Below are 25,347 nucleotides of genomic sequence, written 5' to 3' on the forward strand. Positions count from 1 at the left end.
GGAGCGGGCTTGCTCGCGAAAGCGGTATGTCAGGCAACATTTTTATCAACTGACACTACGCCTTCGCGAGCAAGCTCGCTCCCACAGTGGATTTTTGTTGCTGACGTATTGTGGAACGGGAGTGTTGCTAAGTGTGTCTAGACTCTCACTGTCCCCAAAGAGTGAAAAAACAATGACAACACCCACTGCGTCCATAGCTCTTTATACCGGCGAAGAACGCAAGAAGCGGATCTTCGCCATTGTCGGTGCCTCGTCCGGCAACCTGGTCGAATGGTTCGACTTCTACGTCTACGCCTTCTGTGCGATCTATTTCGCACCGGCCTTTTTTCCGTCCGATAACCCCACGGTGCAACTGGTCAACACCGCTGGCGTGTTTGCCGCCGGGTTCCTGATGCGACCGATTGGCGGCTGGATTTTCGGGCGGTTGGCGGACAAGCACGGACGCAAGAATTCGATGTTGATCTCGATTCTGATGATGTGCTTCGGCTCGCTGCTGATCGCCTGCCTGCCGACCTATAACAGCATCGGGGTCTGGGCACCTATCCTGTTGCTGTTCGCCCGTTTGCTGCAAGGCTTGTCGGTGGGCGGTGAGTACGGCACTACCGCGACCTACATGAGTGAAGTGGCGCTCAAGGGCCAGCGCGGTTTCTTCGCCTCGTTCCAGTACGTGACCCTGATCGGCGGCCAGTTGCTCGCGGTGTCGCTGGTGGTGATCCTGCAACAGTTCCTCACCGAAGATGACCTGCGTGCCTACGGCTGGCGGATTCCCTTCGTGGTGGGTGCCATGGCGGCGCTGGTTTCGCTGTATCTGCGTCGTTCGCTGAAAGAAACCACCAGCAAGGAAATGCGCGAAAACAAGGATGCCGGCAGCATCAGCGCGTTGTTTCGCGACCATAAAGCCGCGTTCATCACCGTGCTCGGTTACACCGCCGGTGGCTCGCTGATTTTCTACACCTTCACCACGTACATGCAGAAGTACCTGGTAAACACCGCCGGCATGCCGGCCAAGACCGCCAGCTACATCATGACCGGCGCGTTGTTCCTCTATATGTGCATGCAACCGATTTTCGGCATGCTCGCCGACAAGATCGGCCGGCGTAACTCGATGCTCTGGTTCGGCGCCCTCGGCACGCTGTTCACCGTGCCGATCCTGTTGAGCCTGAAAAGCGTGACCAGTCCATTCCTGGCCTTCGTGCTGATTACCGTGGCGCTGGCAATCGTCAGTTTCTACACCTCCATCAGTGGCCTGGTGAAAGCCGAGATGTTCCCGCCCGAGGTGCGTGCACTGGGTGTCGGCCTGGCATATGCGGTGGCGAATGCAATCTTCGGTGGTTCGGCGGAATATGTGGCCTTGAGCCTCAAGGCCGTGGGCATGGAAAACTCCTTCTATTGGTACGTCACGGTGATGATGGCGGTGGCATTCCTGTTCAGCCTGCGCCTGCCGAAACAGCCGAAGTATCTGCAGCAAGACCTTTGATCTTCACGCGCGGGTCGCAAAGGCCCGCGCCTTCAGGAACTGTTTATGAACCAGCGACCGGGCAATCAATTGTTCGATGCCTATTTCACTGCCCGCGATATGCGTGAGGTGTTCTGCGATCAGGGCCGGGTCCAGGCCATGCTAGATTTCGAAGCGGCACTGGCCCGGGCCGAAGCGCGGGCAGGGTTGATTCCGTCGAGTGCTGTCGCGCCGATTGAAGCGGCTTGCCGTGCCGGGCTTTACGACTTTGCGGCGTTGGGCGAGGCGATTGCCACGGCCGGGAATTCGGCGATTCCGTTGGTCAAGGCGCTGGGCAAACAGATCGCGGCCACCGATGCCGAAGCCGAGCGCTATGTACATCTGGGCGCGACCAGCCAGGACGTGATGGACAGCGGCCTGGTGCTGCAACTGCGCCGCGCGCTGGAACTGATCGAAGGCGACCTGGCACAACTGGGGCAGACCCTCGCGTCCCAGGCCCAGCGCTACGCGACCACGCCATTGGCCGGACGCACCTGGCTGCAGCATGCGACGCCGGTCACCCTTGGCATGAAGGTCGCCGGCTGGCTGGGGGCAGTGACCCGCAGTCGTCAACGTTTGGCCGAACTCAAGCCGCGTGTGCTGGTGCTGCAATTTGGCGGCGCGTCCGGAACCCTGGCGGCCCTTGGCGAGCAGGCCATGCCGATTGCCCAAGCGCTGGCCGAAGAGCTGCAACTGACCTTGCCCGATCAGCCGTGGCACACCCAGCGTGATCGCGTGGTGGAGTTCGGCGCCGCGCTCGGCCTGATCGCCGGCAGTCTCGGCAAGCTTGGGCGTGATATCAGCCTGTTGATGCAAACCGAGGCCGCCGAAGTGTTCGAACCCTCGGCGCCGGGCAAGGGCGGTTCCTCGACCATGCCGCACAAGCGTAATCCGGTGGGCGCGGCGGTGCTGATTGGCGCGGCGACGCGTGTGCCGGGTCTGCTGTCGACGCTGTTCAGCGCCATGCCTCAGGAACACGAGCGTAGCCTGGGCCTGTGGCATGCCGAGTGGGAAACCCTGCCGGAGATTTGCTGCCTGGTGTCGGGCAGCCTGCAGCAAGCGCTGTTGATCGCCAAAGGACTGGAAGTGGATGCCGGGCGCATGGCTCGCAACCTCGATTTGACCCAGGGCCTGGTGCTCGCCGAAGCGGTGAGCATCGTCCTCGCGCAGCGGGTTGGGCGCGATACCGCGCACCATCTGCTGGAGCAATGCTGCAAACGCGCCGTTGCCGAACAACGTCACCTGCGCGCGGTCCTCGGCGACGAACCGCAAGTGACCGCCGAGCTGTCGGCGGCTGAACTCGATCATCTGCTGGACCCCGCCCACTATCTCGGTCAGGCCCAGACCTGGGTCGAGCGGGCGGTGGCTGAACATTCTGCATTGACTGCCTGAAGGAGACTTGCTGTGGCTTTTGTACAACTCGCCGAGGGCGAACTGCATTACCAACTCGATGGACCGGTCGATGCGCCGGTACTGGTGCTGTCCAACTCCCTGGGCACGGACCTGCACATGTGGGACGCGCAGATCCCGGCGTTCACTGAGCATTTTCGCGTGCTGCGTTTCGACACCCGTGGTCACGGCCAATCGCTGGTGACGCCGGGCCCGTACAGCATCGAGCAACTGGGCCGCGACGTGCTCGCCTTGCTGGATGCCTTGCACATCGAGCGCGCGCATTTCTGCGGATTGTCCATGGGCGGGTTGATCGGCCAGTGGCTGGGGATCAATGCCGGCGGGCGCCTGAACAAACTGATCGTGTGCAACACAGCGGCAAAAATCGGCGATCCGTCGGTGTGGAACCCGCGCATTGAGATGGTGCTGCGCGATGGACAGGCGGCCATGGTTGCCCTGCGCGATGCGTCGATTGCCCGCTGGTTCACCCCGGATTTCTCCGAAGCCAACCCGGCGGCAGCCAAGCAGATTACCGACATGCTCGCGGCCACTTCGCCAGAAGGCTATGCGGCCAACTGCGGGGCGGTGCGCGATGCCGATTTCCGCGATCAGCTGTCTTCGATCAAGGTGCCGTTGCTGGTGATTGCCGGTAGCGAAGATGCGGTAACGCCACCGTCCGGTGGGCATTTTATTCAAGAGCATGTGCACGGGGCCGAGTACGCCGAGTTCTACGCCGCGCACTTGTCCAACGTCCAGGCAGGCAATGCGTTCAGCGAGCGCGTGCTGGCGTTCCTGTCGGCTGACTGAGGGTTTTCCTGTGGATGAGAAACAACGTTACGACGAGGGGATGGAAGTCCGTCGCGCGGTCCTCGGCGACGCCCACGTCGACCGCAGCCTGACCGCCCTGACCGAGTTCAACTCGGAGTTTCAGGAAATGATCACCCGCCACGCCTGGGGCGACATCTGGACCCGCCCGGGCCTGCCGCGCCACACCCGCAGCCTGATCACCATCGCCATGCTGATCGGCATGAACCGCGAGGGCGAACTCAAACTGCACCTTCGCGCCGCCGCCAACAATGGCGTGAGCCGTGGCGAGATCAAGGAAGTCATCATGCAGAGTGCAATCTACTGCGGGATTCCGGCGGCCAATGCGACGTTCCACCTGGCCGAGTCGGTGTGGGATGAGTTGGGGGTTGAGTCGCGGGAATAGGGTGGCAGCTTCAAAAAAGATCGCAGCCTGCGGCAGCTCCTACAGGGGTAAGTGAACACCTGTAGGAGCTGCCGCAGGCTGCGATCTTTTGATTTTTAAAGCAGGCTGATCGGATAGCTGATGATCACGCGGTTCTCATCGAACTCGTTGTTGCTGTAGTCGCGACGCATGGTCGAGTTGCGCCACTTCAGGTTCAGGTCCTTCAGCGCACCGCTTTGCACGGTGTAGCCCAGTTCACTTTCCCGTCCCCATTCCTTGCCGTCGGTGATAGTGCCGGTGTGCACATTGTCACCGCTGATGTAGCGGTTCATCAGGGTCAGGCCCGGTACGCCCACGGCGGCGAAGTTGTAGTCGTGGCGTACTTGCCAGGATTTCTCCTGGGCATTGTCGTAGCTGGAGTTGTAGCTGTCGTTGGCCAGTGTGCCGCCGCTGGTGCCGTTGACCCGCATCCAGGCGTTGTCGCCGGTGAGTTTCTGCAGTCCGACATAGAAGGTGTGGCCGCCGTGCTTGGCCGAAAACAGGCCGTACAGGGTCTTGTTGTCCAGCTCGCCGGCCTGGGCGCTGCCGTCATCCTTGCCGTAGAAGAAACCCAGGTTGGCGCCCAGGGTCCAGTCGCCGATCGGCTGGCTGTGGATCAGATTGATGAATTGCTGGCTGTAGATGTCCTTGAGCTCGGCATTCCACAGACCGATCTGGGTGCGCTTGTCGTTGAACACGTACTCGCCGCCCTGAAAGTTGAAACGGTCGGAGGTGAACGCGGCTTTGCCGGTCATCGACATGTCATCCATGCTGCTGTCGTCCCGTGGGCTGTTCTGGCGGAACTGGCCGCCGTAGAGCGTCAGGCCATTGATCTCCTTCGAGGTGATCTGGCCACCACGGAAGGTTTGCGGCAACGAGCGACCGTCGTCCGAACGCAGGATTGGCAGCACCGGCATCCACTCGCCGACTTTGACTTCGGTCTGCGACAGCTTGGCCTTGAACGCCACGTTGGTGCGGCCAAAGTTGTCTGCCGGGCGACCGTCATGATTCAGCGGCAGCAGTTGCGTACCGCCGGTGCCTTTACCGCCGTCGAGCTTCACCGAATACAAACCGAGCACATCCATGCCGAACCCGACGGTGCCCTGGGTGAAGCCGGATTTGGCGTCGAGGATGAAACTTTGCGTCCACTCTTCAGCCTTGCCCTGAGCCTTGGTCGGGTTGGTGAAGTTGCGGTTGATGTAGAAGTTGCGCAGGTTCAGGTTGACCTTGGCCCCTTCGACAAAACCCGACTCCTCGGCGTAGGCGGGCAGGGCGGCGCTGGCCAGGGCGGTGGCGATCAGGCCGGGAACGAAATACTGCGCGGTGGAAGACGTCATGAGCTCGGGTCTCTCTAATTCTTGGGGATAAAGCGCGGTGATGCCGCAACCCGGGGTTGCAGACGAATATTCGAAATCAGCACAAAACGAAGCGGGTCAGCCGGAGAGGGCAGGGCGCGGGGGCATGGTGTCGAACCTGTTGTTATTGGTTTTGTGGTTCGGATGGTGCGTGGAATGTACTGGATGGTTCAATCGTAAAAAACGTGTTTTGGGCGATTATCGAACGCAAGATTGATTCGGGTTTTGTGGTGTGTTGGCCGGCCATAACGGACAACAAAGATTTTCAGACTGCCAACAAAAAGCCCACCAAAAGGTGGGCTTCTTGTTTTCACAGCGCTATCAGAAGTACTTCATCTTCGGCGCTTCTTCTTTCAACGGCTCGTTCTTCGCCGTCTGTTCGTTCCAGCCACCACCCAGGGCCTTGTACAGGTTGACCTGGCTGACCAACTGCGCCAGACGGTCGGTGATCAACACCTGTTGCGCACTGAACAGCTGACGCTGGGCATCGAGGAAGGTCAGGTTGCTGTCGACACCGATGCGGTAGCGACGCTCGGCCAGGCGGTAGTAGTCCTGGTTGGCATTGACGAAATCTTTCTGCGCCTGCAACTGCTGGACGTAGGTCTGGCGGGCGGCCAGGCCGTCGGCGACTTCCTGGAAGGCCGTTTGAATGGACTTCTCGTAGTTCGCCACGCCAATGTCTTTCTGGATCTTCGAGTAATCCAGGCTGGCGCTCAGGGCGCCGGCGTTGAAGATCGGCAGGTTGATTTGCGGCTGGAACAACCAGGTGCCCGAGCCACCCTTGAACAGACCGGACAGGTCCGGGCTCAGGCTGCCCGCATTGGCTGTGAGGCTGATGCTCGGGAAGAACGCAGCCCGCGCCGCGCCGATGTTGGCATTGGCGGCCTTGAGGTTGTACTCGGCCTGAAGGATGTCCGGACGGCGATGCAGCAGGTCCGACGGCAGGCCGGGCGGAACGTCGCTCAGCAGGTCGTCGTCAAGCGGTTTGGCTGCTTGCAGGTTGGCCGGGACGCCGGTACCGAGCAGCAGCACCAGGCTGTTTTCGTCCTGGGCGACCTGACGGGTGTACTTGGCCAGTTGCGCACGGGCGTTTTCCACCGAGGTACGCGACTGCGCCAGGTCCAGGGCCGAGGCGACGCCGACTTCGTTGCTGCGGGCGGTGAGCTTGTAGCTCTCCTCGAAGGCAGCCAGGGTGTCCTGGGTCAGCTTGTACAGTTCCTTGTCGGCCTGCCAGGTCAGGTAGGCATTGGCCACGCTGGCCACCAGGCTGATCTGCGTGCTGCGGCGGCCTTCTTCCGTGGCGAAGTACTTCTGCAGCGCTTCTTCGTTCAGGCTGCGAACCCGACCGAACAGGTCGAGTTCGTAGGCGCTGACGCCAACAGTTGCCGAGTAGGAACTGGTGATGCCTGCTTCGCCGGTCTGCGAAGCGTCAGCCGGAAGCCGCTGACGGCTGCCGGTGCCGTTGGCCGAGACGGCCGGGAACAGATCGGCACGGGAGATGCGGTATTGAGCCGCAAACGCGTCGATGTTCAGGGCCGCGACACGCAGGTCACGGTTGTTTTCCAGGGCCACCTGGATCAGTTGTTGCAGCGCCGGGTCATGGAAAAACTGCTTCCAGCCCTGCTCGGCAGCCGCTTGCGCCGGTGCCTGGGCCGGCGAGTATGCCAGGCCCTGCGGGTACTGGCCCGCCACCGGCGCTTCGGGCTGCTGATAATCAGGTATCAGCGAGCAGCCACCGAGCACGAAGGCGGCGACTGCCAGGGAGAGTAGCGACTTGCTCATTGGCCAGCCTCTTTAGGAGTTTCAGTAGCATCATCCTGGTCGGCGATTTTGCGCTGGCCTATGGACGACACGGTGACGAAGAACAGCGGGACCCAGAAGATCGCCAGCACAGTCGCCGTGATCATACCGCCGATCACGCCGGTACCGATTGCATGCTGGCTACCGGAACCTGCGCCCGTGGATATCGCCAGTGGTACCACACCGAGGACGAAGGCGAGCGAGGTCATGATGATCGGTCGCAGACGCATGCGGCAGGCCTCGATCGCTGCATCGCGCAGGCTACGCCCTTGTTCGTGCAGTTCCTTGGCAAATTCGACAATCAGAATGGCGTTTTTCGCCGCCAGACCGATAGTCGTCAACAAACCTACCTGGAAGTACACGTCGTTGGACAAACCGCGCAGGCTAGTGGCCATCAGTGCACCGATGATCCCCAGCGGCACCACCAACATCACCGCGATCGGAATCGACCAGCTTTCATACAACGCCGCCAGGCACAGGAACACCATCAGCAGCGACAGGGCGTACAGCGCCGGTGCTTGCGAACCGGACAGACGCTCTTCATACGACAGGCCGGTCCAGGAAATACCGACACCCGCCGGCAGTTTCCTGGCGATGGCTTCGACTTCGAGCATGGCTTCACCGGTGGAGTATCCCGGAGCCGGGGCGCCGAGGATTTCCATCGCTTCCACGCCGTTGTAACGGGCCAGTTTCGGCGAACCGTAGATCCACTCGCCCTTGGCGAACGCCGAGAACGGAACCATGGTGCCGGTGGCGTTACGCACGTACCACTTCTGCAGGTCTTCAGGGCTCATGCGAGCACCGGGCTGGCCTTGCACGTAAACCTTCTTCACACGACCGCGGTCGATGAAGTCGTTGACGTAGCTACTGCCCAAGGCAATCGACAACGTGTTGTTGATGTCAGCGATGGTCACGCCCAGGGCGCTGGCCTTCTCGTCATCGATCTCCAACTGGTATTGCGGTTCGTCGTTCAGGCCGTTCGGACGGACCTGGGACAGGATCTTGCTTTGCGCCGCCATGCCGAGGAACTGGTTGCGCGCCTGCATCAGTTTTTCGTGGCCGATACCGGCACGGTCCTGCAGGAACACGTCGAAACCGGTGGCGTTACCCAGTTCCAGTACCGCTGGTGGCGCGAAGGCGAACACCATGGCATCGCGGAAGGTGAAGAAGTGCTGCTGGGCACGGGCCGCCACCTTGAACACGTTGTTGTCGGCGTTACGTTCGTCCCACGGACGCAGCATGATGAACGCCATGCCCGAACTCTGGCCACGGCCGGCGAAGTTGAAGCCGGTCACGGTAAACACCGAGTTCACCGCATCGCCTTCGCCGCCATCCTTGCCAGGGCGCAGCAGGAATTCACGCATTTCATCCACCACCACCTGGGTGCGCTGGGCCGTGGAGCCGGCCGGGGTCTGCACCTGGGCGAACAGTACACCCTGGTCTTCTTCCGGCAGGAACGCCGTTGGAATGCGGGTGAACAGCCAGATCATGCCCACCACGATCAGCAGGTACGCCAGCAGATACGGGATCTTGCGCTGCAGGATATTGCCGACACCGCGTTCGTAGCCGCGAACGCCGCGGTCGAAATTGCGGTTGAACCAGCCAAAGAAACCACGCTTGGGTACACCATGCTCGCCTTTCGGGATCGGTTTGAGCATGGTGGCGCAAAGCGCCGGGGTGAAGATCAGCGCGACCAGTACCGACAGGGCCATGGCCGAGACGATGGTGATCGAGAACTGCTTGTAGATCACACCGGTGGAGCCGCTGAAGAACGCCATCGGCAACAGAACCGCCGACAGCACCAGGGCGATACCGACCAGTGCGCCCTGGATCTGGCCCATGGATTTCTTGGTGGCTTCCTTGGGCGACAGGCCTTCTTCGCTCATTACCCGTTCGACGTTTTCCACCACGACGATGGCGTCGTCCACCAGCAAGCCGATGGCCAGCACCATGCCGAACATGGTCAGGGTGTTGATGCTGAAGCCGGCGGCCGCGAGGATCCCGAACGTACCGAGCAATACCACCGGCACAGTCATCGTGGTGATGATGGTGGCGCGGAAGTTTTGCAGGAACAGGAACATCACCAGGAACACCAGTGCGACCGCTTCGACCAGGGTGTGAACCACGCCTTTGATCGATTCGGTCACCACCGGGGTGGTGTCGTACGGGAACACCACTTCCATCCCTTCAGGGAAGAACGGCTTGAGGCTGTCGATGGTCGTGCGCAGGGCTTTTGCGGTGTCGAGAGCGTTGGCACCGGTGGCCAGTTTCACCGCCAGGCCGGAAGCCGGGGCGCCGTTGAACTGGGCGTTGATGCTGTAGTTCTCGCCACCCAGACCGACTTCGGCGACATCCTTGAGGCGAACCTGGGAGCCGTCCTTGTTGACCTTGAGCAGGATCTTGTCGAATTGCTCCGCGGTCTGCAGGCGGGTCTTGCCGATGATGGTTGCGTTCAGCTGGGTGCCGGGCAGGGCAGGCAGGCCGCCGAGCTGGCCGGACGACACCTGGACGTTTTGCGCGGCGATAGCGGTCTTGACGTCGATCGGGGTCAGGTTGAAGTTGTTCAACTTGGCCGGGTCGAGCCAGATACGCATGGCGTACTGCGAACCGAACACCTGGAAGTCACCGACACCGGCGGTCCGCGAGATCGGGTCCTGCATGTTCGACACGATGTAGTTGGACAGGTCGTCCTTGGTCATGCTGCCGTCACGCGACACCACGCCGATCACCAACAGGAAATTCTTCACCGCCTTGGTGACGCGGATACCCTGTTGCTGCACTTCTTGCGGCAGCAGCGGGGTGGCCAGGTTCAGCTTGTTCTGGACCTGAACCTGCGCGGTATCGGAGTTGGTGCCTTGCTCGAAGGTCGCGGTAATGGTCATGGTGCCGTCGGAGTTACTTTCCGACGAGACATAACGCAGGTGGTCGATACCGTTGAGCTGTTGCTCGATCACCTGAACCACGGTGTCCTGAACCGTTTGTGCCGAAGCACCCGGGTAGGTCACGGAGATCGCAATCGCCGGAGGCGCAATGCTCGGGTACTGGTTGATCGGCAACCGGAGGATCGATAGTGCCCCGACCAACATGATCACCAGGGCAATTACCCAGGCGAAAATCGGACGGTCGATAAAAAATTTCGACATGGTTTACTCCCCTTTGCCGCCAGACGCTTTATCAGCTGCCTGGGCGGGGGCCGGGTTCTTTGCGGCTACGTTGGTCGCTTCACTGGCCTTGACTTCGATGCCGGGTTTGACGAATTGCAGACCTTCGGTGATCAGGCGATCGCCGGCCTTCAGGCCGTCTTCGATCAGCCATTGGTTGCCGACGGTGCGGTTGGCCTTGAGTTGACGCAGTTCGACCTTGTTGTCCGGGCCGACAACCAGTGCGGTTGGCGTCCCCTTGAGATCGCGGGTCACGCCTTGTTGCGGGGCCAGGATCGCCGCGCTGTTCACACCGGCCAGCAACTTGGCGTGCACGAACATGCCAGGCAGAAGGGTGTGCTCAGGGTTCGGGAAGATGGCGCGCAGGGTGACAGAACCGGTGGTCTGGTCAACCGAGATTTCGGAGAACTCCAGCTTGCCGTCCAGCTTGTACTCGCTGCCGTCTTCGAGGGTCAGCTTGACCGAGGCTGCGTTATCGCCGGCCTTTTGCAGGCGACCGCTTTCCAGCTCACGGCGCAGTTGCAGCAACTCGACCGAGGACTGCGTCACGTCGACGTAGATCGGGTCGATTTGCTGGATCACCGCCATCGCGTCGACCTGGGCATTGCTGACCAGCGCGCCTTCGGTCACCGAGGAGCGGCCGATGCGGCCGGTCAGCGGGGCATAGACCTTGGTGTAGCGCACGTTGATCTGTGCGGTCTGCAGCGCGGCTTCCGATTGCAGGCGATTGGCCACGGCAGTGTCGTATTCCTGACGGCTTACGGCTTGTTCGTCGACCAGTTGCTTGTAGCGGTCGGAAATCGACTTGGTCGAACGCAGATTGGCTTCGGCGCTGGCGAGCGTTGCTTCATAAATCGACGGGTCGATCTGATAGAGCTGCTGGCCGGCCTTGACGTCACTGCCTTCCTTGAACAGGCGCTTGAGAATGATGCCGTTGACCTGCGGGCGGACTTCGGCAATGCGGAACGCACTGGTACGGCCTGGCAGATCGGATGTCAGGGTGAAAGCTTGCGGTTGCAGAGTCACGACGCCGACCTGAGGCGGTGGGGCGGCCGGTGCTGCCTCTTCCTTTTTGCATCCGCTGAGCAGCGATGCCAGGGCGACGGCGGCGACCAGAGCGGTAACAGCTGGCTTGAATTGCATGAAAATCCTCGGGTCAGGCGCGCAAGGTGCGCACTAGAAAGGTGGAAGGTTGAAAAATGTTTGCCGAGTGGATAAGTAGCTTGCTAAGGAATATACTTACGTACATGGCTGTTTGTAAATACCCAGGCTATGTACCCGCGCCGTTACACAAGCCGTTGAAAGGTTGAAATTGTAGGCCGGGGACGCCCCCCCAGAACGTTCGCCCCACTTTTATTCAGCCGATGTTCAGGCATCGCTGAAGCACCCTGATTGAGGTTGTACTGCCATGGTCCGTCGTACCAAAGAGGAAGCTCAGGAAACCCGCGCGCAAATTCTCGTGGCGGCCGAAAAGGCCTTTTACGAGCGAGGCGTGGCGCGTACCACCCTGGCGGACATCGCGACCCTGGCCGGCGTCACTCGAGGGGCCATCTACTGGCATTTCAGCAACAAGGCGGATCTGGTGCAGGCCATGCTCGACACCCTGCATGAGCCGCTGGAAGAAATGGCCAAGGCCAGCGAGAGCGAAGACGAACTCGATCCCCTGGGCTGCATGCGCAAGCTGTTGATTCATTTGTTTCATCAAATTGCGCTGGACCCGAAAACCCGACGCATTAACGAGATTCTTTTTCATAAGTGCGAATTCACCAATGAAATGTGCGATCTGCGCCAACAACGGGTGTCAGCCAGCCTCGAATGTAATGAGCGGATCGGCCTGGCCCTGAGCAATGCCGTGAACCGTGGCCAGTTGCCGGAAAACCTCGACACTGCCCGCGCCGCGATCAGCTTGCATGCTTATATTGATGGCATCCTGTACCAGTGGCTGCTGGCCCCCGACAGTTTTGAATTGCACGCCGAAGCCGAGCGTTGGGTCGATACCGGTCTGGATCTGTTGCGCTTTAGCCCCAGCCTGCGCAAATAAAGCAAAATGCGTAATCGGCGCCTTGTGTGTCAACCGTTGAAGCCGAAGATGAACAGTTCTTCACGCGCCCTTCCACAATGGGGTGCTTTTATATACTTACACTCGGCAGGTTGACAGGTAGCAAGCTCAGTAATTTGTAGGGAATTTGTGTCGAGTGCTGTGAGTACCTGCCGATGATCGTGGGGATAGTGTCAAACCGTCACATATTAAAAAGCCCCGGCTCTTTCGAGTCGGGGCTTTTGGTTTTCAACAGTTGTCGATTACAGCGTCGGGTAGTCGATGTAACCAACCGGACCCGGGGCGTAGAACAGTTCCGGGCGCGCTTCGTTCAGCGGTGCATCAGCCTTCAAACGTGCCGGCAGGTCAGGGTTGGCAATGAAAGGTACGCCGAATGCGACTGCATCGGCCTTGCCGCTGGCGAGCAACGCGTTGGCGCTGTCCTTGGTGAAACGCTCGTTGGCAATGTAAGGGCCGCCGAAGGCTTCCTTGAGTTGTGGACCGAGGCTGTCGGCACCTTCTTTCTCCCGCGAGCAGATGAAGGCAATGCCACGCTTGCCCAGTTCGCGAGCGACGTAGGTGAAGGTTTCGGCCAGGTTGTCGTCACCCATGTCATGCAGGTCGGCGCGTGGCGACAGGTGCACGCCCACACGGCCGGCCCCCCAGGTTTCGATCGCCGCGTCAGTCACTTCCAGCAGCAGGCGGGCACGGTTTTCCAGGGAGCCGCCGTAGTTGTCGGTGCGCTGGTTGGTGCTGCTTTGCAGGAACTGGTCGAGCAGGTAACCGTTGGCGGCATGGATTTCCACACCGTCGAAGCCGGCGGCCTTGGCGTTCTCGGCACCGACGCGGTAAGCGTCGACGATGTCGGCGATTTCAGCGGTTTCCAGGGCGCGCGGCACCGGGAAGTCGGCCAACGGACGCACCAGGCTGACGTGGCCCTTGGGCTGGATGGCGCTCGGGGCGACCGGGGCTTCATCGTTCAGGTACAAACCGTGGGAAATGCGACCCACATGCCACAGTTGCAGGAAGATCTTGCCGCCCGCGCCATGGATCGCCTTGGTCACGTTGGACCAGCCACGCACCTGATCGTTGGACCAGATGCCCGGGGTGTCCGGGTAGCCGACGCCCATTGGCGTGACCGAAGTGGCTTCGCTGAGGATCAGGCCGGCGGAGGCGCGTTGCACGTAGTACTCGGCCATCAGCGCGTTGGGCACGCGACCTTCGTCGGCGCGGCAGCGGGTCAGTGGCGCCATGATGATGCGGTTGGCCAACTCGAGGTCGCCCAGTTTGATCGGATCGAAAATAGTCGTCATTTAATGGCTCTCTTTTGGAGATCAGTTAGAAGTAGCTGGGGCCAGATCGGGATTGCCGCTCTGACGGAAAGTAATCAGGGTCACCAGCAGGGCGAGTACCGCCAGTACGGCTGCCGCGAGGGGCACGCTGGTCAGGCCGAAGCCGTGGGCGATCACGCTGCCGCCGACCCAGGCACCCACGGCGTTGCCGATGTTGAAAGCGCCAATATTCAGGGTCGACACCAGGTTCGGTGCGGCCTTGCCGAAGGTCACCACGTTCACTTGCAGCGCCGGTACGGCGGCGAAGCACGCGGTGGCCCAGAGGAACAGGGTGATTTCGGTCGGGATCAGCGCGACACTGGTCCAGGTCAGCACGGTGGACACCACGGCCATGGTGATGAACACGCCGATCAGCGTCGCGGCCATGCCTTTGTCGGCCAGCTTGCCGCCGATGATGTTGCCGACCGTCAGGCCCAGACCGATGAGCATCAGGGTCCAGGTCACGCCACGGGGCGAGACGCCGGTCACTTCACCCAGCAGCGGGGCGACGTAGGTGAACAGGGTGAACACCGACGCGGCAAACAGCGCGGTCATGCTCAGGGACAGCCAGATACCGCCGCCCTTGAGTGCGGCCAGTTCGGCGCGCATGTCGAGTTTTTCTTCATCACGCTTGGCCGGCAGGAAGCGGATCAAGCCGATCAGTGCGATCACACCGATTACGGTCACGGCCCAGAAGGTCGAACGCCAGCCGGCTTCCTGACCGAGGGCGGTGCCCAGCGGTACGCCGAGGACGTTGGCCAGGGTCAGGCCGGTGAACATCAGGGCCACGGCCGAAGCGCGTTTGTTCGCAGGCACCAGTCCGGCGGCTACCACCGAACCGATACCGAAGAAGGCGCCGTGGCACAGGGCGGTGACCACACGTGCGAACATCAGGACGTTGTAGTCGCCGGCGACTGCGCAAAGCAGGTTGCCGACAATGAAGATGCCCATCAACGCCACCAGGGCTGCCTTGCGCGGCAGTTTGGCGGTGGCCAGCGCCATGAACGGCGCACCGATGGCCACGCCCAGGGCGTAACCGGTCACCAGCCAGCCGGCACCGGGAATCGACACACCGAGGTCAGCCGCCACGTTGGGCAGCAGGCCCATGATGACGAACTCGGTGGTGCCGATGGCGAAGGCGCTCAAGGCCAGGATGAGTAGCGAGAGGGGCATTGGTTAATTCCTTGTCGGCTGGCTGACGTTAAGGGTCAGAGCTCTTTGTTGAATATGCGGAGGAACTCCTGAATGGTTTCCTCGTTACGTTTGAAAAAATGCCACTGGCCGACTTTACGGCTGCTGATCAGGCCGGCGCGTTGCAGGGTCGCCAGGTGTGCGGACACCGTGGACTGCGACAGGCCGCAACGTTGATCGATCTGCCCGGCGCAAACGCCGTGCTCGTTACTATGGGACTGGTCGGGAAATTCGACGGTCGGGTCCTTGAGCCAGTGCAGGATTTCTCGCCGTACTGGGTGTGCCAGGGCTTTTATTATTTCGTCGAGATTGATGGTCATGATGTGGGCTCGTGATGTTTAAAACGCTATATCGCGATGAGGCGAACTTTAAATCGGTATTTCGCGATATACAAATATGATTTGGCTCTGACCAGCTCGCATTTCGGTATATCGAGTTATAACGATATGGTGAGTGTAACAAGACAAGGGGGCAGTGCTAAGCTGCGCCCATGAACTATCTCGCACATCTTCACCTCGGTGGCCAGCGTCCTGGCCAATTGCTCGGCAGTCTGTATGGCGATTTCGTCAAGGGACGGCTGCAAGGGCAGTTCGCTCCGGAAATCGAGGGGGCTATCCAGTTGCACCGCAGCATCGACGTGTTCACCGATCGCCATCCGCTGGTGGACGTCGCGTTGTCGCGTTTTTCCCTGACCCGTCGTCGCTACGCGGGGATCGTGCTCGACGTGTTTTTCGACCATTGCCTGGCTCGTGACTGGACTCTGTACGCCGACCGGCCGCTGGAGCTGTTCACTTCAGACGTGTACCGGGTGCTGTCCAGCGAACGACAACTGCCGGAGCGGCTGGCGAAGATTGCGCCGCACATGGTGGCCAATGACTGGCTGGGTTCGTATCAGGAATTCGAAGTGCTGGAGCAGGTGTTGCGCGGGATCTCGCGGCGCCTGACCCGGCCGGAAGAACTGGCGGCGGCGATGCAGGAGTTGCGGCGGTTGTATGAACCGTTGAGCGAGGACTTTCGGTTGTTCTATCCGCAGCTACAGGATTTTGCCCGGAACTATCCAACACCATAAAACCAATGTGGGAGCGGCGGTGCGGCGATCCGACTTGCTCGCGAAGGCGTAGTATCAGGCGACATTGATATCGGCTGATACACCGCTTTCGCGAGCAAGCCCGCTCCCACAGGGTACTTCGGTGAATCGGAGATTGAATCAAGCCGCAATGGCAGGGCGCATCGGTGCGCGCTGAGGTTCTGCGACAGCTCCAAACAACGCCTTCTGCACCGCCTGCTGTGCCTCGAACGCCAGGGCCGCGCGTTCCCGACCTTCGCAAGCGATTGGCTTGAGCAGATGAATCTCCACGCCGCCACGGTCATTGGCAAACAAGCGCATCAGATGCGAAAGCAAGTCATCGTCGCCAATGAACGGCGCCAGCGCGCAAGGCTGGCCGTCACGCACATAACGAATCGCCACCGGCTGCATCGCCACTTCGGAATCGATGGCGGCGGACAGCAAGCGGCCGTGGAAAGTACGCAGCGAACGGCCGTCGGTGGTGGTGCCTTCCGGAAACATCAGCAGGGGGTGTGCCTGTTCCAGGTGACGGGTCATCTGCTTGCGGATCAACTGGCTGTCACCCGAGCCACGGCGGATAAACAGGCTGCCGGCCTTGGCCGCCAACCAGCCTGCCACCGGCCAGGTGCGCACTTCGGCCTTGGACAGGAACGACAGCGGCGTGAGCATCCCCAACAACGGGATGTCGGTCCAGGACACGTGGTTGCTGACCCACAGCATCGGCGTCTTCGGCAGCTCGCCGTGGACGGTCACGTCGAAGGGCAGGGCGTTGCTCAGGCGGGCCATGAAAAAACGCGACCAGCGCTGACGACGCGCCATCGAGTGGGCCAGGCCCAGGCGCTCGAACAGCCCGAACACACTGGCCATACAAAGGCCCAGCGTCACCACCAGCAGCACTCGCGCGATTCGCGCGTACACCCGCAGCCGGCTCATTACACAGCCGCCTTGAAGTGTTTGGCGTAACGCGGGCACAGCTCGTCGCGTTTGAGCAGGATGAACACGTCGGCGACCTGGAAATCTTCGTCCCAGCATGGCTCGCCGCAGATCTTGGCGCCCAGGCGCATGTAGGCCTTGAGCAGCGGTGGCATTTCGGCGATCACGTTCGAAGGGATGGCCAGGCTCGGCAGCGGGTTTTTCGGTTCGGCGCGCAGGTGTTCGGTGCACAGGTAGCGTTCGCGCAGACGCTGCATGATCGCGTGGGCCTGTACACCGCCGTCCTGCATCGGAATGCTCGCGCAACCCATCAGGTAGCTGTAGCCGCCCTGGTTCAGGACTTCGGCCAGTTCGCCCCAGAGCACGGCGATGGTGCCGCCGTTGCGGTAGGCCGGGTCGACGCAGGTGCGACCGATTTCCAGGATCGGGCCTTGCAGGTGCACCAGGCCGTGGAGGCTGAATTCTTCTTCGCTGTAGAATTTGCCCAGGCTGCTGGCAGCCGTGTGGTCGAGCAAACGGGTGGTCGCCACCAGACGGCCGGTATTCAGGTCACGCACACCGATGTGGGCGCAGTGAACGTCGTAGTCATCCATGTCCAGACCCAGTTCCGCGCCTTTGAGCTTGGCGTTGAACTCACCGCTGAACACGTTGAAGCGCAAGGCCTGGGCCTCCTGCAATGCCTCGGCGCCCACCAGGCGTTCGGCTTGCAGGCGGCGTTCGTTGCCGGTGTCGCTGATGCGGGCGATCTGAGTCATGGCGAATCTCCGTGCGGGCTGCTCACCTGTCTTTGGGCTACAGCGAATCGACTTGTCTAGCCGTGTTGTGCAAAGTCAGGCTATGTAGCCCCGGTGTCATCGCCATTAAGCTTTGGTGATGCTTATATGACAGCCCTCGAGGAGCCCCTTATGCCCTGGCAAACCCTGTTGAACCGCCGTGATCGCTTGCCCGCCAACCCGGATCTGGCCGAAGGCTTCGCGACTTTGTTGCAGCAGTTGGGCACGGTCGCGCCGTTTGAACTGGCGGTGCTTGGCGGGCGGCTGATGGCGACGCCGGGGCTGGCGTTTCTGGTGGGGTATCAGGCGGCCTTGCGCATGCTCTGGCCAAGCGCGCCACTGAGCCTGGGTGCGCTGTGCGCCACCGAACAGCGCAGCCTGCGCCCGGCCGACATGCAAACCCGGTTGAGCGGTTTGCGCCTGAGCGGACGCAAGGATTTCGTCACCGCCGGTAATGCAGCCGACTGGCTGCTGGTGGCTGCGCGCAGTGAGGAGCCCGGCGCAGATCCACGCTTGAGCCTGGCGGTGATCTATCGCGACGAGCCGGGTGTGCGGGTGGAAAAGCTGGCGCCGATCCCGTTGATGCCGGACATCAGCCATGGCCACCTGTTTCTGGATAACGCGCTGTGCGAGTTGCTCGCGGGGGATGGTTGGGACGCGTACGTCAAACCGTTCCGCACGCTGGAAGACATCTATGTACTGAGCGCCATGACGGCGTGGTTGTATGGCGTCGGTCAGGAATGCGATTGGCCGCAAGGCTTGCAACTGCGATTGCTGGGGTTGCTGGCGGGGTGTGCGGAAGCCAGCCGCCAGCCACCGACCCATCCGGCCGGGCATGTGATGCTTGGCGGGTTGTTTGCTCTGTTCGATGGGCTCAAGGCTGAGGTGAATGAAGCGCTGGCTGGAGGGCCTCCAGAGTGGGCGACGATGTGGCAGCGGGATCAGGCGGTGATGGATTTGGCGGCAGGGGCTCGGGGCAAGCGGTTGGCCAAGGCAATGGCAGACCTCTGACGATTCCGGGTAGGAGCAGCCTTCGGCAGCTCCTACAAGGGTCGCGTGAGTGTCATTTAACTGGGCTAGGCTGATCCGGTTATTCCCTGTGAGCCCCCGCCATGCCCAAAGGCTTGTCCCTGATTTTCCTGCTGTTGCTCAGCCTCACGGCCCAGGCTGAAAACTGGCCCGCCGAGCAATGGCCGACCGCCCCGACGCCCGCTGGCCCGGCGCTTCAAGCCCTGGAAGCCTATGCCTTCCCACCCCGCGACGACACTACTCGCCAGGGCATTCGCACCGATGCCTTGCTGGTGATCCGCGACGGCCAGTTGATCTACGAACGCTACGCCGGCCCGACGACGGCCGAGACGCCGCACCTGACCTGGTCGATCAGCAAGAGCCTGATGGCGACGGTCCTCGGTGTGGCCTACGGCGAAGGCTTGTTCAAACTCAGCGACCCTGTGGTGAAGTTTTATCCGCCCCTGCAAAAATACCCCGACATGACCATGGCCGACCTGCTGCACTGGGCCTCGGGCCTGGACTGGCAGGAAGACTACGAATACGCGCCGCTAAAGTCTTCGGTGGTGGCCATGCTCTACACCCGTGGTCACCACGACATGGCGGCGTTCACCGCGGCCCATGCGGAGTACGCAGCGCCCGGCCAGGCATTTCGCTACTCCAGCGGTGACAGCAACCTGTTGTCCGCCGCATTGAAAACCATCGTCGGCCCCAGCCGCTATCCCGACTATCCGTGGACTGCGCTGTTCGAGCCGCTGGGCATTCGCCATGCCATTTGGGAAACCGATGACACGGGCACTTTCGTCGCTTCTTCCTATGCCTACCTCACTGCAAGGGACCTGGCCCGGGTCGGTCTGTTGATGGCCCGCGAGGGGCGCTGGGCAGACAAGCAATTGCTGCCCAAGGACTGGGTGGCGTTCAACCGCGAGCCGTTCACTCACTATCACGCCGGTCAAGACGATGCCGTCCCCGGCGGCCAGTGGTGGCTCAATCGAGCTGTTGAGGGCGTGGCACGACCCTGGCCCGATGCCCCCGCCGACACCTTCGCCGCGTTGGGTCATTGGGGCCAGGCAATGTATGTGATCCCCAGTGAACAACTGGTGATCGTCCGCTACGGCGATGACCGCGACGGTCGTTACCGGCACAACCAATTGCTGCAGCTCGCGCTCAAGGCCTTTGCCGGGAAGGTGCGGCCATGAGCGGTTTCATTCGTCGTCGACCGGTCAGTTCCCTGTTGCTGATCCTGCTGATCGCCTTGCTCGGCTGGATCTGGCATGAGCGGGTGGCGTTGTGGGCGTTCCCCGACATCATCAGCGCCTACACCGCCAAGGAATACTGTTCGTGCCGCTACGTGATGAACAACGACGCCGAGTACTGCCGCGGCTATGTGAAACAGTGGCTGCCCGCCAGCGGCTTTACCGATGACCCGTTCGGCAAGCGCGTCACGGTCAGCGGCATGGGCCGCAGCAACAGTGCGGCGTGGATCGGCGAGCGCCAGGGCTGCCGCTTGCGGCCCTGATTTCCCTTCAGGTTCCACTCTGTGGAACCACATTCGATTGTCCTGGCGCGCGACTCGCGGTTATCTGGCGGTGAGCGCGACCTGCTGTCGCGAAATCACAGCGAACAACAAGAACGGGACTACACCCGGCCCGAGGACAATCGTCATGACCCGATATCAGCACATCCTTGCCTGGCTCAACGACGTGGCCAGCGACCTGCACGCCACCCGCCAGGACATCCACGCCCACCCGGAACTCGGCTTCGAGGAAAACCGCACTTCGGCGCTGGTGGCCAAATCCCTGGCGGATTGGGGCTACGAGGTGCACACCGGCATCGGCAAGACCGGTGTGGTTGGCGTGCTGCGTAACGGCAGCAGCCCGCGCAGACTCGGCTTGCGGGCGGACATGGACGCGCTGCCGATCAACGAGAACACTGGTGCAACCTACAGCAGCCAGCATCAGGGCTGCATGCACGCTTGTGGGCATGACGGCCACACCACGATGCTGCTGGGCGCGGCGCGCTACCTGGCGGCGACCCGCCAGTTCGATGGCACCCTGACGTTGATTTTCCAGCCTGCCGAAGAAGGCCAGGGCGGTGCCGAAGCGATGCTCGCCGATGGCCTGCTCGAACGTTTCCCCTGCGATGCGTTGTTCGGCATGCACAACATGCCGGGGCTACCCGCCGGCCATCTGGGTTTTCGTGAGGGGCCGATGATGGCCTCGCAGGATTTGCTTAACGTCACCATCGAAGGTGTCGGCGGCCACGGTTCGATGCCGCATCTGGCAGTCGACCCGCTGGTGGCGGCGGCCAGTGTGGTCATGGCCCTGCAGACCGTGGTCGCGCGCAACATCGATGCGCAGCAGGCGGCGGTGGTCACGGTGGGCGCGTTGCAGGCCGGGGAGGCGGCCAACGTCATTCCACAGCAGGCGATCCTGCGCCTGAGCCTGCGGGCACTGAATGCCCAGGTGCGCGAGCAGACCCTCGAACGCGTGCGCGCAATCATCGAATCCCAGGCCCGGAGTTTCGGATGCAGTTCGCGCATCGAACATCGCCCGGCCTACCCGGTGCTGGTCAACCACGCGGCCGAAACCGAGTTCGCCCGGCAGGTCGGTGTCGAGTTGGTTGGCGCTGATGCGGTGGACGGCAACACCCCCAAACTCATGGGCAGCGAAGACTTCGCCTGGATGCTGCAACGCTGCCCCGGCGCCTATCTGTTCATCGGCAATGGCGTGTCGCGGCCGATGGTCCACAACCCCGCCTATGACTTCAACGACGACATCCTGCTGACCGGTGCCGCGTATTGGGGCGCGCTGACCGAGAGCTGGCTCAAGCCTGCCTGACTCCTGGCACTTTCTACTGCCGCTGGACCGGGTGCGCGCTGCCGTGCCCGCCGTTTCCCAACAGGTTTCTGGAGAGCTCCCCATGCACACTTCGAGCACAGGCGTTTCGCGCACCCGGCAGGTGGTCGCCGCGGTTATCGGCAACGCGCTGGAATGGTATGACTTCATCGTTTACGGCTTTCTGGCCAGCATCATCGCCCGGCAATTTTTCCCCTCTGACGACGAATACGCATCCTTGCTGATGGCCCTGGCAACTTTCGGCGTCGGCTTCTTCATGCGTCCGGTGGGCGGCATCCTGCTGGGGATGTATTCGGACCGCAAAGGACGCAAGGCGGCGATGCAGATGATCATTCGCCTGATGACCGTATCCATCGCACTGATTGCGTTTGCGCCGAACTACGCCGCTATCGGGATGGGCGCGCCGCTGTTGATCGTGGTTGCGCGGATGCTGCAAGGCTTCGCCACAGGTGGCGAGTACGCCAGCGCCACGGCGTTCCTGGTGGAGAGCGCCCCGGCACACCGCAAGGGTTTGTATGGTTCGTGGCAATTGGTCGGGCAATGCCTGGCGGTGTTCTCCGGGGCGGCGATGGTCGCCTTGTTCACCCACCTGCTGTCCCCTGAGGCACTGGAGAGCTGGGGCTGGCGGATTCCGTTTGTGCTGGGCTTGCTGATCGGCCCGGTGGGCTTGTGGATTCGCAAGCACATGGAAGAACCGGAAGAATTTCTCGAAGCACGCAAACAGGCCAAAGGCGCGAGCCCAAGCCTGATGCAAGTGATCCGCGAACACCGACGCAGCATTCTGGTGTCCATGGGCCTGGCCTGTGGCGCGACCGTGTCGTTCTACGTGGTGTTGGTGAACATGCCGACTTTCGCCCATAAGAATCTCGGCCTGCCGCTGGATCAGGTGCTGCTGGTGCAAATGCTCGCGGTGGCGCTGATGACCGTGATCATTCCCTTGTCTGGCGCACTGTCGGACCGCCTCGGCCGCCGCTCGGTGTTGATGGCCTTCACCCTGGCGTTTTTCCTGATGGTTTATCCCTTGTACGTGTGGGTGGCGGCGGCGCCATCGGTGGAGCGTTTGCTGGTGATGCAACTGTTGCTGTGCAGTGCGATCGGTGGTTTTTTCGGCCCGGCTCCGACGGCACTGGCCGAGCAGTTCCCGATCGAAGTGCGCTCCACCGGGGTGTCGGTGGCTTACAACGTCGCGGTCATGGTCTTCGGCGGGTTCGCGCCGCTGATCGTCACCTGGCTGAGCAAGGTTTTGGCGACTCCGGTGGCGCCATCGTTCTACGTGTTGTTCGCCTGCTTGCTGACGTTGCTCGGCACCTACTGCATGCAGGAAGCACCACGGGCAAAAAGATCCGTTGAACTCAATCTTGGGGTGAAACCTTGAGCAGCAATCCGATTGTTGAAATGGAGGCCGATGCGCTGTCCCGGGCCATTCATGGGCGGCAGGTGTCCTGTCGCGAGGTGATGCAGGCGTATCTGGCGCAGATCGAACGCTTCAATCCACAGGTCAATGCGCTGGTGTCCCTGCGTCCGGCCCAGGCGTTGCTGGCAGAGGCCGACGAGCGTGATAGCGAACTCAACCGGGGTCAGTCCCGAGGCTGGATGCACGGCATGCCGCAAGCGGTCAAGGACCTGGCGGCCACCGCCGGTTTGCGCACCACAATGGGCTCGCCGCTGTTCGCCGAGCAGGTTCCGCAACACGACGCCATCAGCGTGGCGCGGGTGCGCGACTGCGGGGCGATCATCATCGGCAAGAGCAACGTCCCGGAGTTCGGCCTCGGCTCGCAAACCTACAACAGCGTGTTTGGCACCACCACCAACGCCTACGACCCGACCCTGGTTGCCGGCGGCAGCAGTGGCGGGGCGGCGGTGGCGCTGGCGTTGCGCATGCTGCCGGTGGCCGACGGCAGCGACATGATGGGCTCGCTGCGCAATCCGGCGGCGTTCAACAACGTCTATGGATTGCGTCCGTCCCAGGGGCGCGTGCCGTTCGGGCCCGGGCCGGAAATGTTCGTCCAGCAACTGGCCACTGAAGGCCCGATGGGCCGCACGGTCACCGATGTTGCCCGTTTGCTCGGCACCCAGGCCGGGTATGACCCGCGCGTGCCGTTGTCGCTGACTGAAGACCCGGGGATATTTCATCAGTCGTTGCAGCAGGATTTCAGCGATGTGCGACTCGGCTGGCTGGGGGACTACAACGGCTACCTGCCGATGGAGCCCGGCGTCATGAGCCTGTGTGAATCGGCGTTGCAGGACTTCGCCGCCCTGGGTTGCAAAGTCGAGGCCTGCCAGCCGGACTTCTCCCTGGAACGCCTGTGGCAAACCTGGCTGGTGCATCGCCACTGGCTGGTGCAAGGCAGCCTCGGCGGGTTGTATGCCGATGCGCAAAAACGCGAACGACTCAAACCCGAAGCCCGATGGGAAGTCGAGGGCGGGCTGCGTCTGACGGCGGCGGATGTCTATCAGGCCTCGGTCAGTCGCAGCGAGTGGTATCGAGCGCTGAACGAATTGTTCGAACGTTACGACTTCCTGCTGCTGCCTACCGCCCAGGTGTTTCCTTTTGATGCACAAACCCCTTGGCCGCGCGTCGTTGGCGGGCAGGCCATGGACACCTACCACCGCTGGATGGAGGTTGTCATCGGGCCGACCCTGGCCGGGTTGCCGAGCATGAATGTGCCGGTGGGATTCAACCAGGCCGGACTGCCGATGGGCCTGCAAATCATAGGTCGGGCCCAGGCTGACCGCGCGGTGTTGCAACTGGCGTTTGCCCATGAGCAGTTGACTCAATGGGTCAAGCGCAGGCCGCCCGGCTGTCTGCAAAATGCCTGAGACTGGCCGACAGGCCCGCATCTTGCTGCGCAAAGTGAACATCCATGTGCGCTTAGGGAGATCGAACCTATGGAGAGCAAGGCAGAATCCGGCAGCGTGCGTTCCGTCGAGCGCGCCCTGGCGATTGTCGAGTTGCTGGGTGAGCATCAGGCGTTGGGGCTGGAGGAGTTGCACTACTTGACGAACCTGCCCAAGGCCACGGTGTCGCGCATGTTGCTGACGTTGCAGGAGCGGGGCTGGATCTATCGCGGCCTGAGCGATCGGCGCTACCGGTTGTGCGCCAAGCGCCTGTTTGGTGACAGCCAGCAGCGCTTCAAGCGGCGCCTGGTGGAGAACGCCGCGCCGCTGTTGCTGGAGTTGAGCGAGCGCACCGGGCTGGTGGCGGACTTGTCGTGTTTTGATGGCGAGCGGATCGAGGTCATGGAAAGCGCGATTCCCACGGTGCTGCGCAAGCGATACCCGAACAACTGTCAGATCGTCGGCCAGCACGCCAGCCTGTTCCATTCGGCCATGGGCCGGGCGTGCCTGGGCGAACTGGACAGCCATGAAGTGGAGCGTCTGGCCAGCCGTGAGCGAGTGACGGACGAAGCCTTGTTCAACACCACTGAGCAGGCATTGCATCAAGGCTTCGGGCAGCGCACCGAGGGTTATTGGGAGTATCCGGTGCGCCTGCCGTTCCTGATTCGCGCGGTGGCCCTGCCGATCCGCACCGATGGCCGCCTGGTCGGCAGCATGGCGCTGCACTGGCCGATGGATCAGGCGCCGGTGGAGCGGGTACTCAACCTGCACCTCAACAGCCTGGCCGCGACCATTGGTAATGTGCAACAGGCGATGGCCTGAGTGGAACTTGTGATGGTTTAGAGACTCAAGGCAACACATTTCTTGCAACCTGTGTCAGGCC

General features: G+C 61.8%; 22 protein-coding genes. 13 read left to right on the top strand and 9 right to left on the bottom strand.

Annotation, left to right across the window (positions count from 1 at the left end; genetic code table 11):
- Nucleotides 1–172: 172 nt before the first annotated feature.
- Genes ACMDB8_RS05825 through pcaC form a run of 4 tightly spaced genes read left to right on the top strand, consistent with a single transcriptional unit; the run spans nucleotide 173 to nucleotide 4,094 of the window.
- Complete coding sequence (locus ACMDB8_RS05825; RefSeq protein ID WP_056720803.1) at nucleotides 173–1,477, top strand: MFS family transporter; 1,305 nt, start codon at nucleotides 173–175, stop codon at nucleotides 1,475–1,477.
- Nucleotides 1,478–1,522: 45 nt separating this feature from the next.
- On the top strand, nucleotides 1,523–2,887 hold the full coding sequence (locus ACMDB8_RS05830) for a 3-carboxy-cis,cis-muconate cycloisomerase (protein WP_056720801.1): 1,365 nt from the start codon (nucleotides 1,523–1,525) through the stop codon (nucleotides 2,885–2,887).
- A gap of 12 nt (nucleotides 2,888–2,899) precedes the next feature.
- Nucleotides 2,900–3,691 (top strand): 3-oxoadipate enol-lactonase, encoded by a 792-nt coding sequence (gene pcaD, locus ACMDB8_RS05835; RefSeq protein ID WP_056720799.1) that lies wholly within the window; start codon nucleotides 2,900–2,902, stop codon nucleotides 3,689–3,691.
- A gap of 10 nt (nucleotides 3,692–3,701) precedes the next feature.
- On the top strand, nucleotides 3,702–4,094 hold the full coding sequence (pcaC, locus tag ACMDB8_RS05840) for a 4-carboxymuconolactone decarboxylase (protein ID WP_056720797.1): 393 nt from the start codon (nucleotides 3,702–3,704) through the stop codon (nucleotides 4,092–4,094).
- A 95-nt stretch (nucleotides 4,095–4,189) separates the two neighbouring features.
- Here pcaC and ACMDB8_RS05845 read toward each other — a convergent pair whose 3' ends face one another.
- The 4 genes from ACMDB8_RS05845 to emhA all read right to left on the bottom strand — a co-directional run bounded on the left by ACMDB8_RS05845 (nucleotide 4,190) and on the right by emhA (nucleotide 11,571).
- Nucleotides 4,190–5,449, bottom strand: a complete 1,260-nt coding sequence (locus ACMDB8_RS05845) for an OprD family porin (RefSeq protein ID WP_223541657.1) — start codon at nucleotides 5,447–5,449, stop codon at nucleotides 4,190–4,192.
- A gap of 339 nt (nucleotides 5,450–5,788) precedes the next feature.
- Nucleotides 5,789–7,249 (bottom strand): efflux RND transporter outer membrane subunit EmhC, encoded by a 1,461-nt coding sequence (emhC, locus tag ACMDB8_RS05850; RefSeq protein WP_056720793.1) that lies wholly within the window; start codon nucleotides 7,247–7,249, stop codon nucleotides 5,789–5,791.
- Nucleotides 7,246–10,410 (bottom strand): efflux RND transporter permease subunit EmhB, encoded by a 3,165-nt coding sequence (gene emhB / locus ACMDB8_RS05855; RefSeq protein ID WP_056720791.1) that lies wholly within the window; start codon nucleotides 10,408–10,410, stop codon nucleotides 7,246–7,248. The genes emhC and emhB overlap by 4 nt, the downstream gene beginning before the upstream one ends.
- Nucleotides 10,411–10,413: 3 nt before the next feature.
- On the bottom strand, nucleotides 10,414–11,571 hold the full coding sequence (emhA, locus tag ACMDB8_RS05860) for an efflux RND transporter periplasmic adaptor subunit EmhA (RefSeq protein WP_056720789.1): 1,158 nt from the start codon (nucleotides 11,569–11,571) through the stop codon (nucleotides 10,414–10,416).
- 265 nt (nucleotides 11,572–11,836) lie between these two features.
- Here emhA and emhR point away from each other — a divergent pair, with 265 nt between their 5' ends.
- Nucleotides 11,837–12,469, top strand: a complete 633-nt coding sequence (emhR, locus tag ACMDB8_RS05865; RefSeq protein WP_056720787.1) for an efflux system transcriptional repressor EmhR — start codon at nucleotides 11,837–11,839, stop codon at nucleotides 12,467–12,469.
- Between the two features lie 260 nt (nucleotides 12,470–12,729).
- Here the strand turns inward: emhR and ACMDB8_RS05870 are convergent, their stop codons facing one another.
- From ACMDB8_RS05870 to ACMDB8_RS05880, 3 genes are read right to left on the bottom strand one after another with little or no spacing between them, the layout of a single operon-like run.
- Complete coding sequence (locus ACMDB8_RS05870; RefSeq protein WP_056720785.1) at nucleotides 12,730–13,779, bottom strand: alkene reductase; 1,050 nt, start codon at nucleotides 13,777–13,779, stop codon at nucleotides 12,730–12,732.
- 21 nt (nucleotides 13,780–13,800) lie between these two features.
- Entirely contained in the window at nucleotides 13,801–14,970 is a 1,170-nt protein-coding gene (locus tag ACMDB8_RS05875; protein ID WP_056720782.1) for an MFS transporter, read from the bottom strand.
- 35 nt (nucleotides 14,971–15,005) lie between these two features.
- Nucleotides 15,006–15,308: an ArsR/SmtB family transcription factor gene (locus ACMDB8_RS05880; RefSeq protein WP_007976715.1), complete on the bottom strand. Its 303-nt coding sequence runs from the start codon at nucleotides 15,306–15,308 to the stop codon at nucleotides 15,006–15,008.
- 170 nt (nucleotides 15,309–15,478) lie between these two features.
- On the opposite strand from ACMDB8_RS05880, the gene ACMDB8_RS05885 reads away from it, so the two are divergent.
- Nucleotides 15,479–16,057: an ACP phosphodiesterase gene (locus ACMDB8_RS05885; protein ID WP_056720780.1), complete on the top strand. Its 579-nt coding sequence runs from the start codon at nucleotides 15,479–15,481 to the stop codon at nucleotides 16,055–16,057.
- A 138-nt stretch (nucleotides 16,058–16,195) separates the two neighbouring features.
- Here the strand turns inward: ACMDB8_RS05885 and ACMDB8_RS05890 are convergent, their stop codons facing one another.
- Together ACMDB8_RS05890 and olsB are read right to left on the bottom strand one after the other, a co-directional pair.
- Nucleotides 16,196–16,987, bottom strand: a complete 792-nt coding sequence (locus ACMDB8_RS05890; RefSeq protein WP_056720778.1) for a lysophospholipid acyltransferase family protein — start codon at nucleotides 16,985–16,987, stop codon at nucleotides 16,196–16,198.
- Entirely contained in the window at nucleotides 16,987–17,742 is a 756-nt protein-coding gene (olsB, locus tag ACMDB8_RS05895; RefSeq protein WP_046041475.1) for an L-ornithine N(alpha)-acyltransferase, read from the bottom strand. The genes ACMDB8_RS05890 and olsB overlap by 1 nt, the downstream gene beginning before the upstream one ends.
- 150 nt (nucleotides 17,743–17,892) lie before the next feature.
- Here olsB and ACMDB8_RS05900 point away from each other — a divergent pair, with 150 nt between their 5' ends.
- From ACMDB8_RS05900 to ACMDB8_RS05930, 7 genes are all read left to right on the top strand, one after another.
- Nucleotides 17,893–18,771 (top strand): acyl-CoA dehydrogenase family protein, encoded by an 879-nt coding sequence (locus tag ACMDB8_RS05900; protein WP_409078228.1) that lies wholly within the window; start codon nucleotides 17,893–17,895, stop codon nucleotides 18,769–18,771.
- A 101-nt stretch (nucleotides 18,772–18,872) separates the two neighbouring features.
- Entirely contained in the window at nucleotides 18,873–19,967 is a 1,095-nt protein-coding gene (locus tag ACMDB8_RS05905) for a serine hydrolase domain-containing protein (protein ID WP_056720775.1), read from the top strand.
- Nucleotides 19,964–20,287 carry a hypothetical protein gene (locus ACMDB8_RS05910; protein WP_056720773.1) on the top strand — a complete coding sequence of 108 codons (324 nt, stop codon included), beginning with the start codon at nucleotides 19,964–19,966 and terminating at the stop codon, nucleotides 20,285–20,287. The genes ACMDB8_RS05905 and ACMDB8_RS05910 overlap by 4 nt, the downstream gene beginning before the upstream one ends.
- Nucleotides 20,288–20,432: 145 nt before the next feature.
- Nucleotides 20,433–21,608, top strand: a complete 1,176-nt coding sequence (locus ACMDB8_RS05915; protein WP_056720771.1) for a M20 aminoacylase family protein — start codon at nucleotides 20,433–20,435, stop codon at nucleotides 21,606–21,608.
- 82 nt (nucleotides 21,609–21,690) lie between these two features.
- Nucleotides 21,691–23,001 carry a citrate-proton symporter gene (locus tag ACMDB8_RS05920; protein ID WP_409078227.1) on the top strand — a complete coding sequence of 437 codons (1,311 nt, stop codon included), beginning with the start codon at nucleotides 21,691–21,693 and terminating at the stop codon, nucleotides 22,999–23,001.
- The gene (locus ACMDB8_RS05925) at nucleotides 22,998–24,446 is read left to right on the top strand and encodes an amidase (protein ID WP_269083132.1); all 1,449 of its coding nucleotides are present in this window, start codon (nucleotides 22,998–23,000) and stop codon (nucleotides 24,444–24,446) included. The genes ACMDB8_RS05920 and ACMDB8_RS05925 overlap by 4 nt, the downstream gene beginning before the upstream one ends.
- 69 nt (nucleotides 24,447–24,515) lie before the next feature.
- Nucleotides 24,516–25,286, top strand: coding sequence for an IclR family transcriptional regulator (locus tag ACMDB8_RS05930; protein WP_056720768.1), 771 nt, complete (start codon nucleotides 24,516–24,518; stop codon nucleotides 25,284–25,286).
- The last annotated feature ends 61 nt before the right edge of the window (nucleotides 25,287–25,347 follow it).

Source organism: Pseudomonas monachiensis (genome assembly GCF_047345015.1).
GTDB classification, from domain to species: domain Bacteria; phylum Pseudomonadota; class Gammaproteobacteria; order Pseudomonadales; family Pseudomonadaceae; genus Aquipseudomonas; species Aquipseudomonas monachiensis.

What these genes read in the sequence shown, in the direction of transcription:
- ACMDB8_RS05825 (WP_056720803.1), top strand. Translation starts at nt 173, where the DNA reads ATGACAACACCCACTGCGTCCATAGCTCTTTATACCGGCGAAGAACGC.
- ACMDB8_RS05830 (WP_056720801.1), top strand. Translation starts at nt 1,523, where the DNA reads ATGAACCAGCGACCGGGCAATCAATTGTTCGATGCCTATTTCACTGCC.
- ACMDB8_RS05845 (WP_223541657.1), bottom strand. Translation starts at nt 5,449, where the DNA reads ATGACGTCTTCCACCGCGCAGTATTTCGTTCCCGGCCTGATCGCCACC.
- emhC (WP_056720793.1), bottom strand. Translation starts at nt 7,249, where the DNA reads ATGAGCAAGTCGCTACTCTCCCTGGCAGTCGCCGCCTTCGTGCTCGGT.
- emhB (WP_056720791.1), bottom strand. Translation starts at nt 10,410, where the DNA reads ATGTCGAAATTTTTTATCGACCGTCCGATTTTCGCCTGGGTAATTGCC.
- emhA (WP_056720789.1), bottom strand. Translation starts at nt 11,571, where the DNA reads ATGCAATTCAAGCCAGCTGTTACCGCTCTGGTCGCCGCCGTCGCCCTG.
- emhR (WP_056720787.1), top strand. Translation starts at nt 11,837, where the DNA reads ATGGTCCGTCGTACCAAAGAGGAAGCTCAGGAAACCCGCGCGCAAATT.
- ACMDB8_RS05870 (WP_056720785.1), bottom strand. Translation starts at nt 13,779, where the DNA reads ATGACGACTATTTTCGATCCGATCAAACTGGGCGACCTCGAGTTGGCC.
- ACMDB8_RS05875 (WP_056720782.1), bottom strand. Translation starts at nt 14,970, where the DNA reads ATGCCCCTCTCGCTACTCATCCTGGCCTTGAGCGCCTTCGCCATCGGC.
- ACMDB8_RS05880 (WP_007976715.1), bottom strand. Translation starts at nt 15,308, where the DNA reads ATGACCATCAATCTCGACGAAATAATAAAAGCCCTGGCACACCCAGTA.
- ACMDB8_RS05885 (WP_056720780.1), top strand. Translation starts at nt 15,479, where the DNA reads ATGAACTATCTCGCACATCTTCACCTCGGTGGCCAGCGTCCTGGCCAA.
- ACMDB8_RS05890 (WP_056720778.1), bottom strand. Translation starts at nt 16,987, where the DNA reads ATGAGCCGGCTGCGGGTGTACGCGCGAATCGCGCGAGTGCTGCTGGTG.
- olsB (WP_046041475.1), bottom strand. Translation starts at nt 17,742, where the DNA reads ATGACTCAGATCGCCCGCATCAGCGACACCGGCAACGAACGCCGCCTG.
- ACMDB8_RS05900 (WP_409078228.1), top strand. Translation starts at nt 17,893, where the DNA reads ATGCCCTGGCAAACCCTGTTGAACCGCCGTGATCGCTTGCCCGCCAAC.
- ACMDB8_RS05905 (WP_056720775.1), top strand. Translation starts at nt 18,873, where the DNA reads ATGCCCAAAGGCTTGTCCCTGATTTTCCTGCTGTTGCTCAGCCTCACG.
- ACMDB8_RS05910 (WP_056720773.1), top strand. Translation starts at nt 19,964, where the DNA reads ATGAGCGGTTTCATTCGTCGTCGACCGGTCAGTTCCCTGTTGCTGATC.
- ACMDB8_RS05915 (WP_056720771.1), top strand. Translation starts at nt 20,433, where the DNA reads ATGACCCGATATCAGCACATCCTTGCCTGGCTCAACGACGTGGCCAGC.
- ACMDB8_RS05920 (WP_409078227.1), top strand. Translation starts at nt 21,691, where the DNA reads ATGCACACTTCGAGCACAGGCGTTTCGCGCACCCGGCAGGTGGTCGCC.
- ACMDB8_RS05930 (WP_056720768.1), top strand. Translation starts at nt 24,516, where the DNA reads ATGGAGAGCAAGGCAGAATCCGGCAGCGTGCGTTCCGTCGAGCGCGCC.